The sequence below is a fragment of the Peribacillus butanolivorans genome, from assembly GCF_001273755.1.
Taxonomy (GTDB): domain Bacteria; phylum Bacillota; class Bacilli; order Bacillales; family DSM-1321; genus Peribacillus; species Peribacillus butanolivorans.
The window spans coordinates 2,063,814-2,078,913 of record NZ_LGYA01000001.1; the positions used below are offsets into that span (position 1 = coordinate 2,063,814).

The window sequence follows — 15,100 nt, forward strand, 5'->3', positions numbered from 1 at the left end:
AGTAATCATTTCAAGTTGATCTCGCTGAATAGAATTATGTTTCGAAAGCATCGTCATCACCTCAAGTTTTAATACTCCTATATTAAAACAAAATAGACTGTAGGCAAAAGTGTTTATTTCTAATTGTTAAAACAAAGTTGATTGGAACGGAAGGTGCGAGACTCCTGCGGGAAAAGCGTGTCTAAGGGAGACCCCACAGGCGCAAAGGCGCCGAGGAGGCTCCCTGACCGCCCGCGGAAAGCGAGTGCCTGGAGTGGAAATCAACGTTCGAATTTTTACAATAAAAAACTGTAGACAAACTCGATTTTCATCGAGTTTGTCTACAGTCTGAAGGGATGCTGACAATAATCAGCATCCTTTTTATTTAGTTTATTATGATGAAAAACAAACAAAGCAAATAAACGGTAGGGTGCCGGTTATGTATCATGTTCATCGACCAGAAAATAATCTCCTGATAATATCCTATTATTTGTAACTACTACAATTATTATTTTTTCGGGCTATATTCTTAAATCAAAAATGACTTATTGAGTCAATTTTAAATCCTTGTACTAGCAAGCTAATAATCTTATCCAGACAACAAATAATTCAATTATGAATTCTAATGCTGATAGAATCTATGCACCAGTACGATTTATTTTTGGCACACTCCTTGCATATTATTAGCATGACTTCTTTATTTTTTGAATGAAGAAAGGGGAGGACTAATGGATAGACCTTGGAACAAGCATATCCCGTCCGGAAATCCAATGGAAATTGATATACCTGAAATATCTTTAACAGACTTATTTTACCAATCAGTTGGACTGTATCCGGATAAAACAGCGATTACGTTTATGGATCAAACGTATACATATTCTGAGTTAGGGCAGTTAGTGAAAAGATGTGCCCGGATACTTGCTGATGATGGGGTTAAAAAGGGAGATCGTGTGGCTATTATGCTGCCCAATTGTCCTCAATATCCGATTAGTTTTTTTGGAACGCTTTTGAATGGTGCGATCGTTGTTCAAATCAATCCAATGTATAAGGCGAACGAATTGATACATGTACTAAAAGATTCAGGTGCAAGACACATCCTTGTGCTCGATAAACTTTATCCCACGGTAGAAGCGATATTAACAGAAACACGTGTTGAAAAGACAATAAGCGTGTCTATGGAAAATGGCAGGTGTGAGCTGACAAAAAGGCTTATGAAAATAATAGAGGCAGATTTTACTGTACCAATTGAACCTGATGAAGATGTTGCTGTCCTCCAATATACAGGAGGAACGACGGGGCGTTCAAAAGGTGCGATGCTAACACATCGAAACATCGTGGCTAACACCTTGCAAAGCGCGGCTACTTCACAAATCAATACTCAAAAGGCGAAGGAAAGGGTACTTGCCGTTTCTCCTCTATTTCATGTATATGGTATGACCTCTGCTATGAATCTGACGTTTTATAATGGAGGTAATTTAATTATAGTACCTAGGTTTGAGGTGGCTGAGATAGTTGATATTATTAATAAGCTCAAACCGACTATTTTCCCAGCTGTGCCGACGATGTATATTGCTTTATTACAATATTACCAGTCCCATCCTTTTGATTTGCATTCTTTGAAAACATGCACTTCGGGTTCGTCGCCATTGCCTCTAAATGTATTGTCACGTTTTAACGAAGTAAGCGGATCAATGATTGCTGAAGGATATGGTTTGTCTGAGGCTTCACCAGTGACGCATCGAAATCCAGTTAAAGGCCTGCAAAAACCCGGAAGTATTGGGATACCTATCCCAAATACAGATGCCGCCATTATTGACAGTATTACAGGTGAGCCGTCCCTTTTGGTTGATACACCTGGCGAATTGGTTATTAAGGGACCTCAGGTGATGAAAGGGTATTGGGGCATGCCAGAAGAAACGTTGCAGGCGATTCAAAACGGATGGCTATATACCGGTGACATCGCAAAGATGGATGAAGATGGTTTCTTTTACATCGTCGGACGAAAGAAAGAAATGATTATCGCAGGCGGATTTAATATTTATCCTATTGAAATTGAAGAGGTTTTTTACAGCCATCCAAAGGTTCTTGAAGCAGCGGTATTCGGTGTTCCCGACCAATATCGTGGTGAAACCGTTCATGCAGCCGTTGTTATTAAGCCAAATGAATGGATAACCGAAAAGGAACTGAATGAATACTGCCGAAAACAGCTCGCAGCCTTTAAAGTACCGGAAGTTATCACCTTTCAAAGTGAACTTCCCAAAACTGCGGTCGGTAAAATTTTAAAACGAAAGCTTCAAGAAAAATATAACGCTGCTTATCCGGTAATGAATGAAAACGCTAACAAATAATTCATAGGTAAAAAGGGGAATGCAAATGGACTTTCGCTTAGATGAAGACATCCTACTTTTAAAAGAAAATATACGACAGTTTATCGAAGAAGAAATCGAACCATATTCAATGCAAATAGAGGAAGATGATCATATTCCAGAATCCATCATCAAATTATCGAAGGAAATAGGGCTATTCGGACTCAGTATCCCAGAACAGTACGGCGGGCTAGGCATTGGGATGGTAGGGAAATGTGCTTTATATGAAGAAATCGGTAAAACACATAATGGATATACCACTCTGATTGGTGCCCATACTGGCATAGGGACGGTCGGAATCGTAGAAATGGGCAATGAAATGCAAAAGCAAAAGTACCTGCCAGATATGGCAAGCGGAAATAAAATTGGCGCATTCGCTTTAACTGAGCCTGCTGCCGGATCTCATGCGACGAATCTAAAAATGACTGCTGTCAAAAGAGGAGATAAGTATATTCTTAATGGGACTAAGCATTATATAACGAATGCAGATGTGGCCGATATTTTTACTGTTATGGCGGTAACGGATAAGGGAAAAGGAGCAAAAGGAATCACGTCATTCATTGTAGAGAAGGGGTTCCCGGGTTTTCAAATTGGTAGCATTGAAAGGAAAATGGGACTTCGGGGCTCACATTCTGCCGAACTGGTTTTTGAAGATTGTGAGGTTCCGGTGGAAAATGTACTAGGGGAAGTTGGGAAAGGCTATGTCAATGCATTAAAAATCCTTGCAAATGGCCGGGCGGGACTTGCCGCACGAAATTTGGGATCCTGCCAGTACCTGCTTGATTTATCAATCCATTATGCTACTGAACGTGAACAATTCGATGTTCCTATTATCGATCATCAAGCCGTATCTCATATGATTGCCGAAATGGCGATGGAAATAGAAGCGCTCCGCTCATTCACATACCGGGTTGCATGGATGGTCGATCAAAAAGCGAAAATTATTAAAGAAGCGGCAATGCTGAAGCTGTATGGTTCGGAAGTATATAACAGGGTCGCTGATAGAGCAGTTCAAATTCATGGAGGGATGGGATACATGAAGGATTATCCAGTCGAACGTTTCTATCGGGATGCACGAATTACTAGAATTTATGAAGGAACGTCCGAAATCCAGAAAAATATCATTACAGGACAATTAAAGAAAAATTATCAAAAATAGTTTAATGAGAAAATGGAGGGGTTATAATGGATTTACGTTTATCAGATGAACAAAAAATGGTACAAAAAACAATACGCAAGTTCGTGGAAAATGAATTAATTCCTTTGGAAAATGAAGTACTTCGTAACGAAATAGCAGGAAAACCTAGTTTACCTGAAGGGAAATTAATAGAATTACAGGAAAAAGCAAAAAAAGCGGGGTTCTGGGGCATTAATACGCCGGTGGAGTTTGGCGGGGCCGACTTAGGGCAGATGATGATGGCAATAGTCTTGATGGAAGTATCAAAAACGTTTGTACCTTTCAGCTTTGGCGGTTCTGCGGACAATATTCTTTATTATGGAAACGAAGAACAGAAAAAGAAGTATCTGATTCCTACGATTAATGGGGAGAAAAAATCCTGTTTTGCCATGACGGAGCCGGGAGCTGGGTCCGATACTCGAAATATTAAAATGACTGCGATAAAAGATGGCAATGAGTGGGTGCTGAATGGAGAAAAAACATTCATTACAGGTGGAAATGATGCCGATTTCGTCATGGTCATTGCTGTTACCGATAAAGAACTTCATCAAGAAACTGGTACAGAAGGGGTCACCTGTTTCATCGTAGATCGGAGCATGGGCTGGAAATCTGAGTATATCAACACGATGGGAGAATGGGGACCGGCTGGTTTAGTTTTCGATAATGTTCGGGTACCCGAGGAAAATATTTTAGGAGAAGTGCATGGCGGTTATAAACTTGGCCTTGAATGGATTGGTTTTGCAAGATGGATCGTGGGGGCACGTGCTGTCGGTTCTTCAGAAAGATTGCTGCAAATGGCTATAGATTATGCAAAAGAACGCGTCACATTCGGTAAACCAATCGCTGAGCGCCAGGCTATTCAATGGCAGATTGCTGACTCGGCTGTTGAAATCGAAGCTGCAAGGTGGCTTGTGTTAAATGCCGCCTACACACTAGATCATGGAGAAGACAATCGTCATCTAGCTTCTATGGCTAAACTCTATGGAGCAAATATGGGGAATCGTGTCGTTGATCGCGTGTTGCAAATACATGGGGGCATGGGTTATACGAAGGAACTTCCAATTGAGCGCTGGTACCGTGAGGCAAGACTTTGGAGAATATATGATGGGACCGATGAAATACAGCGCATGATTATTTCACGGAATTTAATTAGAGGACATGTTAAATTAGGACAATTTTTATAATAGATTAGGAGGAAAAGATTATGACAGGAAGATTTGCAGGGAAAACCGCTTTAGTTACTGGTGGAAGCAGGGGAATTGGACGGGCAATCGTAGAACTATTTGCAAGTGAAGGCGCAAAGGTTGCTATCATAGATATAAATGAGGAAGTTTTGACCTCAACAGGAAATGAACTAAGGGATCAAGGCCATACCATTTTTACAAGGGTCGCCAATGTGGTGGATTCAGAAGAGGTAGAAGCATCAGTAAAAGAAATAGCTGATACGTTCGGTTCGCTAGATATTCTCGTGAATAATGCAGGTGTCATTCGAGATAATTTACTATTTAAAATGACCGATTCAGATTGGCAGACAGTAATGGACGTGCATTTAAAAGGTACCTTCAATGCGGTTCGTGCGGCTCAGAAGTATATGGTTGAAAACAAATATGGGAGAATTATTAATATATCTTCCACCTCGGCACTAGGTAACCGCGGTCAGGCTAATTATGCAGCGGCAAAAGCGGGGTTGCAGGGGTTAACAAAAACACTCGCAATTGAACTTGGTAAATATGGAATAACGGCTAATTCGGTAGCACCTGGTTTTATTGAAACCGAAATGACGAAAGAAACAGCACGGCGAATGGGAGTGAGTTTTGAACAATTTATCCAGGATAGGGCAAACAGTATTCCAGTTGCTAGGAGCGGTATGCCAAGTGACATCGCTAATGCTGTTGCATTTTTCGCTGATGAAGCATCATCTTTCGTTAGTGGGCAAGTTCTATATGTTGCGGGTGGTCCAAAAAATTAAGAGTAAAGGCGGGATGATATGTTCAATGAAAGTATTGGAAAACAATCTAAACCGGTTAAAAATCTGGTTGAACGGGGAGCCGTTAAAAAATTTGCGTTAGCGATTGGTGACCCGCATCCGATTTTCATCGATGAAGAAAAAGGTAGGCAATCAAGGTATGGTACGAATATTGCGCCCCCAACTTTTCCAAGAGTTTTTGATTTTGGAGCGATTGAAGGCTTAGACCTCCCAAATAAAGGATTGATACACGGTGAACAGAAATATCATTATAACCGTCCGCTGAGGGCTGGAGAAGAAATTACCTGTTATACAGAAGTGAGGGACTACTATGAGAAAAAAGGAAAGCAAGGGGAAATGGGATTCCTAGCCTTAAAAAATTACGGGACAGATGCAAATGGAGAAATTGTTTTTACCGCTGAACAACTTGTCATTATCAATGAAACGATAAAAAGGATGGTGATGAGCAAGTGACTACATTAACTGAACTGCATATTGGCGATTCGTTGCATTCGATAGAGCTTGGTCCTGTAACACGTTTGGATCTCATTAAGTATGCAGGGGCATCAGGTGATTTCAATCCCATTCATACGATTGATGAAGAAGCAAAAAATGCTGGTTTGCCTGGGATTATTGCACACGGAATGTGGACGATGGGAAACCTGGCAAAGATTTTCAGTAATCTATATGAAATTGGGTACATTGAAGAATACAAGATTCGTTTCAAAGGTATGGTTTTCTTGAATGATGTTATCACCCTTCAAGCAGATTTAAAAGAGAAAAAGGAAGATAAGTATTATTTCAATGTAGCAGCAATCAACCAATCAGGTAAGGAAGCGATCAGTGGAGAGGTTATTTTTAGGACCTACTAAAGGAAAGTAGTGGTGAAATTTATTTCATCACTACTTTTTTTAGGATTAAAATTCGACAATATTAAAGGAGATTCGAAATCTATCCAGAATTGTACTAAAAAAGAATTCTTTTTGCGGCGGTGAATATTATTAATGAATCATGTAAAACAGGATTCTCAGATTAATTTGCTCAAAGAGTGGATCTTTCCTGCTCTAGTCGTTGACTCTGAATACCGGATTAGGGATTGGAGCAGTTACCTAAATGATCGGATAGGACAGAATGGGAAGAAACTACTTACCGAACAATTTGAAGAGTGGCAATTTCTCGATAATAATAGATTGGCAGCTGCACGCCTGCATGACAAACGGTATTTATTTATATTGCTGACACAATTGGATAATGGCGATATTCTTTATGTAGGCAGTGAAACACAATTTTTGGATAATTTATTGATTGATGCCCATGAAACGGAAAAACTGAATCGCGCTCTTGATGCCATTATTGAAAATTCCTATGATGGGATTTATATCACCGATCAAAATGGCATTACACTTTACACAAATTCAGCGATTGAACGGATTACTGGCATTCCGAAAGAATATTATATAGGCAAATCGGTGGACCAATTAATCAAACGAGGTATTTTGAATACTTCGGTGACACATAAGGTAGTGAAGCTGCGGCGAACGGTTTCAGTCGTACAGGATAATTTTGCTGGAAAAGAAACATTAATTACAGGAAGTCCCGTTTTTAATGAAGAAGGTGAAATTGAGCAAGTCGTTACGAACATACGTGATTTGTCAGATTTAAATGAACTGATGCATGAATTGACCAAAGTAAATGAATTGAATAATCAATATAAGCAGGAAATTGAAAAACTTCGAAAGATAACAAGTCAGGATGGGGTTGTTTTTGTAAGTGATAAGATGAAAATGATTTATGAGATTGCCGAAAGAATCTCGGATATTGATGCGACAGTACTAATCTTAGGAGAAACGGGCGTTGGAAAAGATGTACTGGCCCGTAATATTTACAACCGGAGCATCCGATCTAAAAAAGGAGATTTCGTAAAGATAAACTGCGGGGCAATTCCGGCGGATTTATTGGAATCCGAACTCTTTGGATATGAAGGCGGCGCGTTTACCGGTGCTAATCAAAAAGGGAAACCAGGGATGTTTGAAGTGGCTGAGAGTGGGATTTTATTTTTGGATGAAGTGGGTGAGCTTCCTCTACAATTGCAGGTAAAGCTACTTAGGGCACTTCAGGAAAGGGAGATTCAAAGAATCGGAGGAACGAAGCCCAAAAAAATTGATGTTCGAATAATCGCAGCCACGAACCGCAACTTATTGGAAATGGTTAAAGTAGGTGAATTCCGTGAAGATCTCTATTACAGGCTGAATGTCATACCAATTACGATTCCCCCTTTAAGGGAGAGAAGAGAAGACATTCTAGCATTAACGGATTTATTTTTAACAAAAGCCAACGAACAATATAAATTCTCGAAAGAAATAGATTCGAGATTGAAAGAATATTTTTTTCAATATGATTGGCCAGGAAATGTCCGTGAATTGAATAATATAGTGGAAAGGCTCGTTGTCCTAACAAATAATCAATTACTTTCACTTAGCGATCTTCCGGAAGAATATCAGCAGGTAAATCAGAATCATTCCAACCTTAAAGGCACACTTACTTTAAAAGAAGCGGTAGAAAGAGCGGAAAAGGAAATATTGACGAAAGCGGCGCAAACCTACCAAACTACATATGAAATCGCAGAAGCCCTAGATTCGAGTCAGGCGACAATTGTGAGGAAACTTAAAAAATATCAATTAAAGGTCAATGAAAAGGATAAATAGTAAGAGGGGATTTCCGTTTATCGGAAATCCCCTCTTACTATTTATCGCCACCCGTTGAATAACAAATATTAGTGACTCTCGTTATTTTAGGTCTTCATTCACTTAATTCAGAAATGATTTTTTCAGTCAAAAGTGAATGATGACTATCCTATATAGAACCCCTATTATTCATTTATATGATTCAATAATGAATTTTCTGGGACTTTGAAATAGCCACAGTAACTGTGTTTAACTATGGCACAGCACTTGCATATTAATAAGGAATTAATCTACGGAATTTCCATGTAGAAAGTGTGAGGTGAGATAGTTGATTGTTCCAGGTGATCGACCATGGAAAGCGGTTATATTCAGACGATGAAATCTACGAATATCCCTAAAATCAGCTTATACAGAATGCTTTCCAACACTGTAAAGAGGTTTGGGGACAGGGCAGCCATTTATTATGAAGAACAAATGATTACTTATGCGAAATGTGGATGGTCTTGCAACTGCTTGTTATAAGGCTGGGGCAAAAAAGTGTAATAAAATTGGTTTCTTGCTAGGTAATCAACCCGATTATCTAATCGCCTATTATGCTGCTATTAAACTAGGAATGATCATTATACTAATCAACCCATGATGTATGGTTAGAGAAATGTGGAAGATTCAAGAAGACGTACAATTGAAATACTTAGTCGTCGGAAATGAAAGCGCTAACAAGTTGGGCGTTTTATCAGCTACTTCAGAGATTGTATATATGTAGGTGGTGATAATAAAGAAATAAAACACAAATTGCCTTTTGAATATCTTGATGACCTTATCCATACCCCTCTGAAAGAGGTAGAGGAAGCAACTATAAATCCAAAAGTAGATATGCCCTTGATTGTGAAGCAGGAATAACCGAATAGCATGATAAAAATTCAATAATTAAGAAGGAGGAAGTAAATGGATATTTTAATCCAGCAGCTTTTTAATGGTTTGACAATTGGCAGCGTTTATAGTTTAGTTGCCCTGGGATTGACGCTTGTATATGGAATTTTGCATATCCCGAACTTTGCCCACGGAGCTCTCTATATGTTGGGAGGGTACATCACATTATCAATGATGACATTATATGGCGTTAATTATTGGTTTGCTATGTTTGTATCCGTAATCGTTGTTGGTTTGATGGGTGTTCTATTGGAACGTTTCGTGTTCCGCTTGTTAAGGGAGGCACCGCCATTGCACGATAAAATTGCGGCAATCGGGATCCTTCTTTTTCTTGAAGCTTTTGCGCAATTTGTCTGGGGCGCCGATTTCCATACAATGACTTCTCCTTACGATCAAGTCGTCAACATCATGGGGTTGACGTTTACAATGCAGCGCTTGTTGATTATCGTTTCGGCTATCGTGGTGATGATTTTGCTTTATCTTTTCCTCAAGAAAACGTATACCGGTTCAACGATAATTGCGATGTCCCAAAGTCGTGAAGGAGCTTCACTTGTAGGGATTAACATCAATAAAGTTGCTATGCTGACCTTCATGATATCTGGTGGCTTAGCCGCCATTGCCTCATCTCTTGCTTCACCGATTAACCTCGTTTTCCCCGGCATGGGACATCTCGTCATCTTGAAGGCATTCGTCATTATCATTCTGGGAGGCATGGGAAGTATTCCAGGGGCGATTGTCGGAGGTTATATCCTTGGTTTCAGCGAGAGCCTGGGCGCAACTTATATTTCAAATGATTATAAAGACATCATTGCATTCGTTCTTTTAGTTGTAATTTTAACAGTGAAACCAACGGGACTTTTTGCTAAGGGGGAGAGGTAGCATGAAGATTTTGACGAAACGAAATGGAATTATTGCTCTTATCATCTTAGCTTTTTTATTCCCTATTATCGGTCAAAACGACTATTATCTTCATATGTTAACACTCTCATTCATTTGGGCAATTGCTGTTTACGGAATCAATTTGTTATCAGGCTATACTGGTTATCTCTCGCTTGCTCATGCTGGATTTTTTGCAATTGGTGCATACTCACTTGGGCTGCTGACAGTAAAATCTGGAATGAATTTTTGGCTGGCTCTTGTGGGGGCCTGTTTGATCACATGTGCGATTGGATTTGTAATCGGATTAATAGCATTGAGGACAAAGGAACACTTTTTCGCCATATACACATTATGTGTAGGCTATATCATATATCTGGTCATTGATAAATGGGAGGGGCTGACGGAGGGAGTTAGAGGATTGATTGGCATCCCTGCCCCAGGTAATATCGGTCCAATAACATTCGATACGGCAGCTTCACAATATTATCTTGTCCTTGTGTTTCTGCTTGCGGTGATCATAGTCATGTATCGGATTATCCATTCGTTAACAGGTAGAACGTATATGGCCATCAGGAATAGTGAGGACCTTGCTCAAACGATTGGTATATCCACGATGAAGAATAAACTGACGGCCTTTGTCCTTTCTACATTTTTCGCAGGTTTGGCTGGAGCCCTGTATGCTTCATTCATTCGGTTTATTGGACCTGATATCGGCTCAACCTCCATTATGTTCGACCTATTGATGTATCTCTTAGTTGGTGGAATTGGGACACTTTCGGGACCGTTGGTGGGAACGTTACTGCTCGTAATACTTTCGCAAAATCTGCAATTTCTTCAAGAGTACCGAATGTTGATCTTCGGACCTTTGCTTACATTAATCATCATCTTTTATCCACGTGGAATCGCAGGTGCCATCTTTGATTGGAAAATCAAACGAAAAGATAAGAAGCCGCCTGTTTTGAGAAACGATGTTTCTATTAAAGTGGAGGAGGGATGAAAATGATTATTGAAACTAAGAATTTGACAAAGCGGTTTGGCGGCTTAGCAGCAGTCAATAATGTAGATTTTGTGATTAAAAAAGGAAAAATTAATGCTATTATCGGACCGAATGGGGCGGGGAAATCCACTTTTTTCAACTTGATTAGCGGCTTTCATCGTCCAAGCTCTGGAACCGTCATTTTTAAAGGAATTGATATCACCAAGCTTCCAGCTAATGAAATAGCAGCGCTAGGAATTTCAAGGACCTTCCAAACAACCAGTCTTTTTGATAAATCGACCTTATTGGATAATGTCATTGTTGGGCATAGACTACGCACCAAATCGAATTTGGTAGACGCCATTCTAAGAACAAAACGCTTAAAACGAGAGGAAGCGGCATGTCGGGATAAGGCTATGGAGGTGCTGGAGATTGTTGGATTAACGGATGTGGCTGACAAAATAGTCGCTAGTGTTTCGCAGGAGGAAAAGAAACGGACAGCCATCGCCCTAGCTCTTGCAACGGACCCGGAAATTATCTTTCTTGATGAACCTGCTGCTGGAATCAACCCGGATGAAACGGAAGGACTGACAGTTCTGATCAGGAAGTTAAATCAATCCGGTCTTACGATATGTTTAATCGAGCACAAAATGCATATGATTATGAACTTGGCTGACCACATCATGGTTTTGAATTACGGAGAAAAAATTGCCGAGGGTACACCTAAGGAAATCCGATGTAATGAAGCGGTTATTAAAGCCTATTTGGGAGGTAGTGCTAGTGCTAAAGTTATCTAATGTTGCAGTCAGTTATGGAAGTTTTACTGCGATCAAACATGTGAATATCGAAGTTGCCAAAGGGGAGATTGTCGTTTTATTGGGGGCGAATGGAGCGGGTAAAAGTACGACTTTTCGTTCCATTAGTGGTATCAGTAAGCTGTCTCAAGGAGAAATTTATTTTCAAAATAGTCCTATAGGCGGTCGAGCCCCGGATAAGAATGTTCAAGCTGGAATTGTTCAGTGTGCCGAAGGACGTAAACTGTTTCCACAAATGACTGTCCAGGAAAATTTAAGGATGGGGGCATTTGTGCATCGAATGAAAAAGGCGGAAATCAAGCATTCTTTGGAAAAGGTATATAATTTATTCCCGATTTTAAAAGAAAAGAATCATGATGATGCAGGAAGTCTGAGCGGTGGGCAACAGCAGATGCTTGCCATAGGTAGGGCATTAATGTCTAAGCCAAAGCTGCTGATGCTTGATGAGCCTTCGGTTGGACTAGCACCTTTGATTGTGGAACAGATGTTTAAGGTGATCGAAGAAATAAACCGGGAAGGAATCACCGTTCTACTTGCAGAACAGAATGCGAATGCTGCCCTCAGCATTGCAGATAAAGGTTATGTTTTTGAAAATGGGGAAATTGTCGTTCAAGGAACAGCAGGTGATTTATTGGCTAATGGTGAAGTACGGAAAGCCTATATTGGAGTATGAAAAAAAGAATGGGGGATTTATTTATATGAAACAACTGAAAGTGTTATTTGTATTCATGCTGCTAGTAGTAACTGCTTTGGTTGGCTGTAACAAGGGAGACAGCCCCGCATCAAGTAGTGGTAAAAAAGGTAAAGGCGGAAATATCGTTAACATCGGTTTTAGCGGTCCGTTAAGCGGGGCTGCAGCATTGTATGGGAAACGAACGTTAAATGGTGTGGAAATGGCCGTCAATGAAATCAATGATGACGGCGGGTTTAAAGTAGATGGGGAAAAATACACGCTTAATCTCGTTTCTTTGGATGATAAATACTTACCGAATGAAACAGGTTCGAATGCTAAACGCTTAATTCAGGAATATGATACACCGATTATATTTACGCCGCACAGCGGCGGTGTTCTGGCGCTGCAGGTTTTTAATGAACAAGAGAAATTTATCATTGGCGCCTATACGAGTGAGCCTTCAGTTACCGAAAGCGGAAATTCATTAACCGTACGAATTCCACCGAATTATGAAGGATATATCGAACCGTTTACAACGTATGCCATGGAACATTTCGGCAAAAAGATTGCAGCTTTGCCAACCTCCTCTCAATACGGAAAAGACTGGACAGAAGCGGTTCTCCCTCATTGGAAAAAGCAAGGTGGTAAAGTCGTTTATAATTCCTCGATTGATTTTGCTAAAGAAACAGATTTCTTTACGATTGTTACGAATGCATTGAAAAAGGATCCTGATGTGCTGTTTATCGGAGGTGCGTCTGAGCCGACGGCAAAAGTAGCGAAGCAGGCTCGGGAGTTAGGGTTTAAAGGCGGTTTTATTATTATGGATCAGGCGAAGCTGGATCAAATGAAGCCGATTGCAGGATCATATGAAACATTGGAAGGCTCAATCGGTGTCCTACCTCTGATTAACTCCGATGAAGAAGCAGTGCCAGCTTTTATTGAGAAATATCAAAAAAATTATAAGGAAGATCCAAGCTCCGAAGTCGGTTTGAATTACATCGCGATGTATGCTTTTGTGGAAGCGATGAAATCGGCAGGAAGCGTGGATGACGTCAAGGCGATTCGCGAACATATGCAGGACGGGCTGACGAATATTTCTGCTGAACAGAAAATCTACGATATCCCAACAATTGATGAGAATGGAGGATTCGCATCTACAATTGTCGTTGGAGCGGTTGAAGATGGAAAAGTAGTTCCCATTCGTTAGGGTGAACAAAGCCAGTGCTGGTGTCACGAAAAATATCCCTGATAATCAAGTAAACAGTCATAAAAAAAGTAGCTAGAGAGCGGCAGAACTCTACCAGTATGTACTGATAGAGTAGATTGTTGTATTTCTTGGACGTGTACTGGAATCCTTCAAATGAAGGATTCCAGTACACGTTTCTTTTTTTGTTTCTTCCACAATGTATCCATTACTAGGTTAAGATTCATACTGTCAGGTACTTTCTAGAAACGATAATATTCTAGTAAAGGACCTGAACGATAGAAAAATAATAGTAAAGGCGACAATAGCAAAATGTGAGCATCGTGTAGTTATTTCCTTTTAACCTCTGGTAAAAGAGTTTCTTGAAGATGACGGATCCTTACTTTCCTAAGTAACGATTGAAAAAGATTTTTATAAGAAAGTATGGTCTACTCTAGAGGGTGTGGAAAAAATGATATGGTGAGTATGGGTATTCTAGACGTGTAGGACCATTAAGTAGTACAGTACCTAATGGTATCAAACAAGGAGAGCATATTTTTGAATTATTAGGGGACAATGGAATCCTTACTTTAGATTGCATGTATTTAAAGATCAATCTGAAAATTCGATAAATTATCATTACCATACATAAGATGATTGGTCTGATCATTAGGGAAATATTAGATTAAATAATAATCCATTGCTGAAATGGTGTTAGAAGTAATTGAAAGACTATTTTTTATTTATCTTTGGATGTAATCTTGATCATAGCAATATTGAATATTTAGTAAAAGAAAGGCTAGAATCTTTTGTACGACCAATAATGGTAAATAACAATTGGACCGACCAAAATCCTAAAATATGAAAAGATTCAAATATTCATTTTACGTATGATGTGTATGATGTGAATGACAAAAAACATAAGGAAAATTTGTATTACATCAAAGATTATTATATATCGGAAGAACAACTTTTTGGTGTTGAATACTCTTTGAGAAAACTTAAAGGAAATCATATTTGGTGCCGTCCTAATACCCGAGGTCACTTTAACATGAAAATTGAAGAAATCGAATATACTGGGCAGCATATATATGTAACTATTAATAATGATATAGAGATAAGTTTATTGGACAGGGAAGTGTCAAATTCATTAAGAGGGCAAGATTCATTTAGTCCCTGAGAAAGATCAATGGATAGAACTCCCAAGAAGTCTGACAGAAAAGGAAATGGATAAACGGACACTAAATTGGATAGAAGAAAGTATAATTAAAGTTGAAAAAATGGAACGATAATTCAATTATCATTTAACAAAGCCTTTCTCATAAAGAGAATGGCTTCTTTTAATTTAATAATTGTGTATATTTTAATGAATAGTGAAGGACCAAATACATTTCGACCAATTTCTTCAGAGAAACCATTATTACAGTTACCTAACTTACCTCAACAATTCAATTTAACTACAAGTCTTCTCA

General features: G+C 39.4%; 12 protein-coding genes. All 12 read left to right on the forward strand.

Annotation, left to right across the window (positions count from 1 at the left end):
- The first annotated feature begins 707 nt into the window (after nt 1-707).
- The 12 genes from AKG34_RS09680 to AKG34_RS09735 all read left to right on the forward strand — a co-directional run bounded on the left by AKG34_RS09680 (nt 708) and on the right by AKG34_RS09735 (nt 13,652).
- Nucleotides 708-2,327, forward strand: a complete 1,620-nt coding sequence (locus AKG34_RS09680) for a long-chain-fatty-acid--CoA ligase (RefSeq protein ID WP_053345889.1) — start codon at nt 708-710, stop codon at nt 2,325-2,327.
- 25 nt (nt 2,328-2,352) lie between these two features.
- On the forward strand, nt 2,353-3,504 hold the full coding sequence (locus AKG34_RS09685) for an acyl-CoA dehydrogenase family protein (protein WP_053345890.1): 1,152 nt from the start codon (nt 2,353-2,355) through the stop codon (nt 3,502-3,504).
- Nucleotides 3,505-3,530: 26 nt separating this feature from the next.
- Nucleotides 3,531-4,706 carry an acyl-CoA dehydrogenase family protein gene (locus AKG34_RS09690; protein WP_053345891.1) on the forward strand — a complete coding sequence of 392 codons (1,176 nt, stop codon included), beginning with the start codon at nt 3,531-3,533 and terminating at the stop codon, nt 4,704-4,706.
- A gap of 20 nt (nt 4,707-4,726) precedes the next feature.
- Entirely contained in the window at nt 4,727-5,491 is a 765-nt protein-coding gene (locus AKG34_RS09695; protein ID WP_053345892.1) for an SDR family oxidoreductase, read from the forward strand.
- 18 nt (nt 5,492-5,509) lie between these two features.
- Complete coding sequence (locus AKG34_RS09700) at nt 5,510-5,962, forward strand: MaoC family dehydratase N-terminal domain-containing protein (protein WP_053345893.1); 453 nt, start codon at nt 5,510-5,512, stop codon at nt 5,960-5,962.
- Nucleotides 5,959-6,360, forward strand: coding sequence for a MaoC/PaaZ C-terminal domain-containing protein (locus AKG34_RS09705; RefSeq protein WP_053345894.1), 402 nt, complete (start codon nt 5,959-5,961; stop codon nt 6,358-6,360). Before AKG34_RS09700 ends, AKG34_RS09705 begins: the two co-directional genes overlap by 4 nt.
- 132 nt (nt 6,361-6,492) lie before the next feature.
- Nucleotides 6,493-8,193 (forward strand): sigma-54 interaction domain-containing protein, encoded by a 1,701-nt coding sequence (locus AKG34_RS09710; protein ID WP_053345895.1) that lies wholly within the window; start codon nt 6,493-6,495, stop codon nt 8,191-8,193.
- Between the two features lie 924 nt (nt 8,194-9,117).
- Nucleotides 9,118-9,981, forward strand: coding sequence for a branched-chain amino acid ABC transporter permease (locus AKG34_RS09715; RefSeq protein ID WP_053345896.1), 864 nt, complete (start codon nt 9,118-9,120; stop codon nt 9,979-9,981).
- Nucleotide 9,982: 1 nt separating this feature from the next.
- Entirely contained in the window at nt 9,983-10,978 is a 996-nt protein-coding gene (locus AKG34_RS09720; RefSeq protein WP_053345897.1) for a branched-chain amino acid ABC transporter permease, read from the forward strand.
- A gap of 2 nt (nt 10,979-10,980) precedes the next feature.
- Nucleotides 10,981-11,754 carry an ABC transporter ATP-binding protein gene (locus AKG34_RS09725; protein WP_053345898.1) on the forward strand — a complete coding sequence of 258 codons (774 nt, stop codon included), beginning with the start codon at nt 10,981-10,983 and terminating at the stop codon, nt 11,752-11,754.
- Nucleotides 11,738-12,445 (forward strand): ABC transporter ATP-binding protein, encoded by a 708-nt coding sequence (locus tag AKG34_RS09730; protein ID WP_053345899.1) that lies wholly within the window; start codon nt 11,738-11,740, stop codon nt 12,443-12,445. The genes AKG34_RS09725 and AKG34_RS09730 overlap by 17 nt, the downstream gene beginning before the upstream one ends.
- Nucleotides 12,446-12,470: 25 nt before the next feature.
- A complete protein-coding gene (locus AKG34_RS09735) occupies nt 12,471-13,652 on the forward strand; it encodes an ABC transporter substrate-binding protein (protein ID WP_053348059.1) in 1,182 nt (393 codons plus the stop codon).
- Nucleotides 13,653-15,100 lie beyond the last annotated feature (1,448 nt).

Bases quoted from the DNA above. Each gene is read 5' to 3' on its own strand.
- AKG34_RS09710 (WP_053345895.1), top strand. From the start codon at position 6,493: ATGAATCATGTAAAACAGGATTCTCAGATTAATTTGCTCAAAGAGTGG.
- AKG34_RS09700 (WP_053345893.1), top strand. From the start codon at position 5,510: ATGTTCAATGAAAGTATTGGAAAACAATCTAAACCGGTTAAAAATCTG.
- AKG34_RS09715 (WP_053345896.1), top strand. From the start codon at position 9,118: ATGGATATTTTAATCCAGCAGCTTTTTAATGGTTTGACAATTGGCAGC.
- AKG34_RS09680 (WP_053345889.1), top strand. From the start codon at position 708: ATGGATAGACCTTGGAACAAGCATATCCCGTCCGGAAATCCAATGGAA.
- AKG34_RS09685 (WP_053345890.1), top strand. From the start codon at position 2,353: ATGGACTTTCGCTTAGATGAAGACATCCTACTTTTAAAAGAAAATATA.
- AKG34_RS09690 (WP_053345891.1), top strand. From the start codon at position 3,531: ATGGATTTACGTTTATCAGATGAACAAAAAATGGTACAAAAAACAATA.
- AKG34_RS09735 (WP_053348059.1), top strand. From the start codon at position 12,471: ATGAAACAACTGAAAGTGTTATTTGTATTCATGCTGCTAGTAGTAACT.
- AKG34_RS09720 (WP_053345897.1), top strand. From the start codon at position 9,983: ATGAAGATTTTGACGAAACGAAATGGAATTATTGCTCTTATCATCTTA.
- AKG34_RS09695 (WP_053345892.1), top strand. From the start codon at position 4,727: ATGACAGGAAGATTTGCAGGGAAAACCGCTTTAGTTACTGGTGGAAGC.
- AKG34_RS09725 (WP_053345898.1), top strand. From the start codon at position 10,981: ATGATTATTGAAACTAAGAATTTGACAAAGCGGTTTGGCGGCTTAGCA.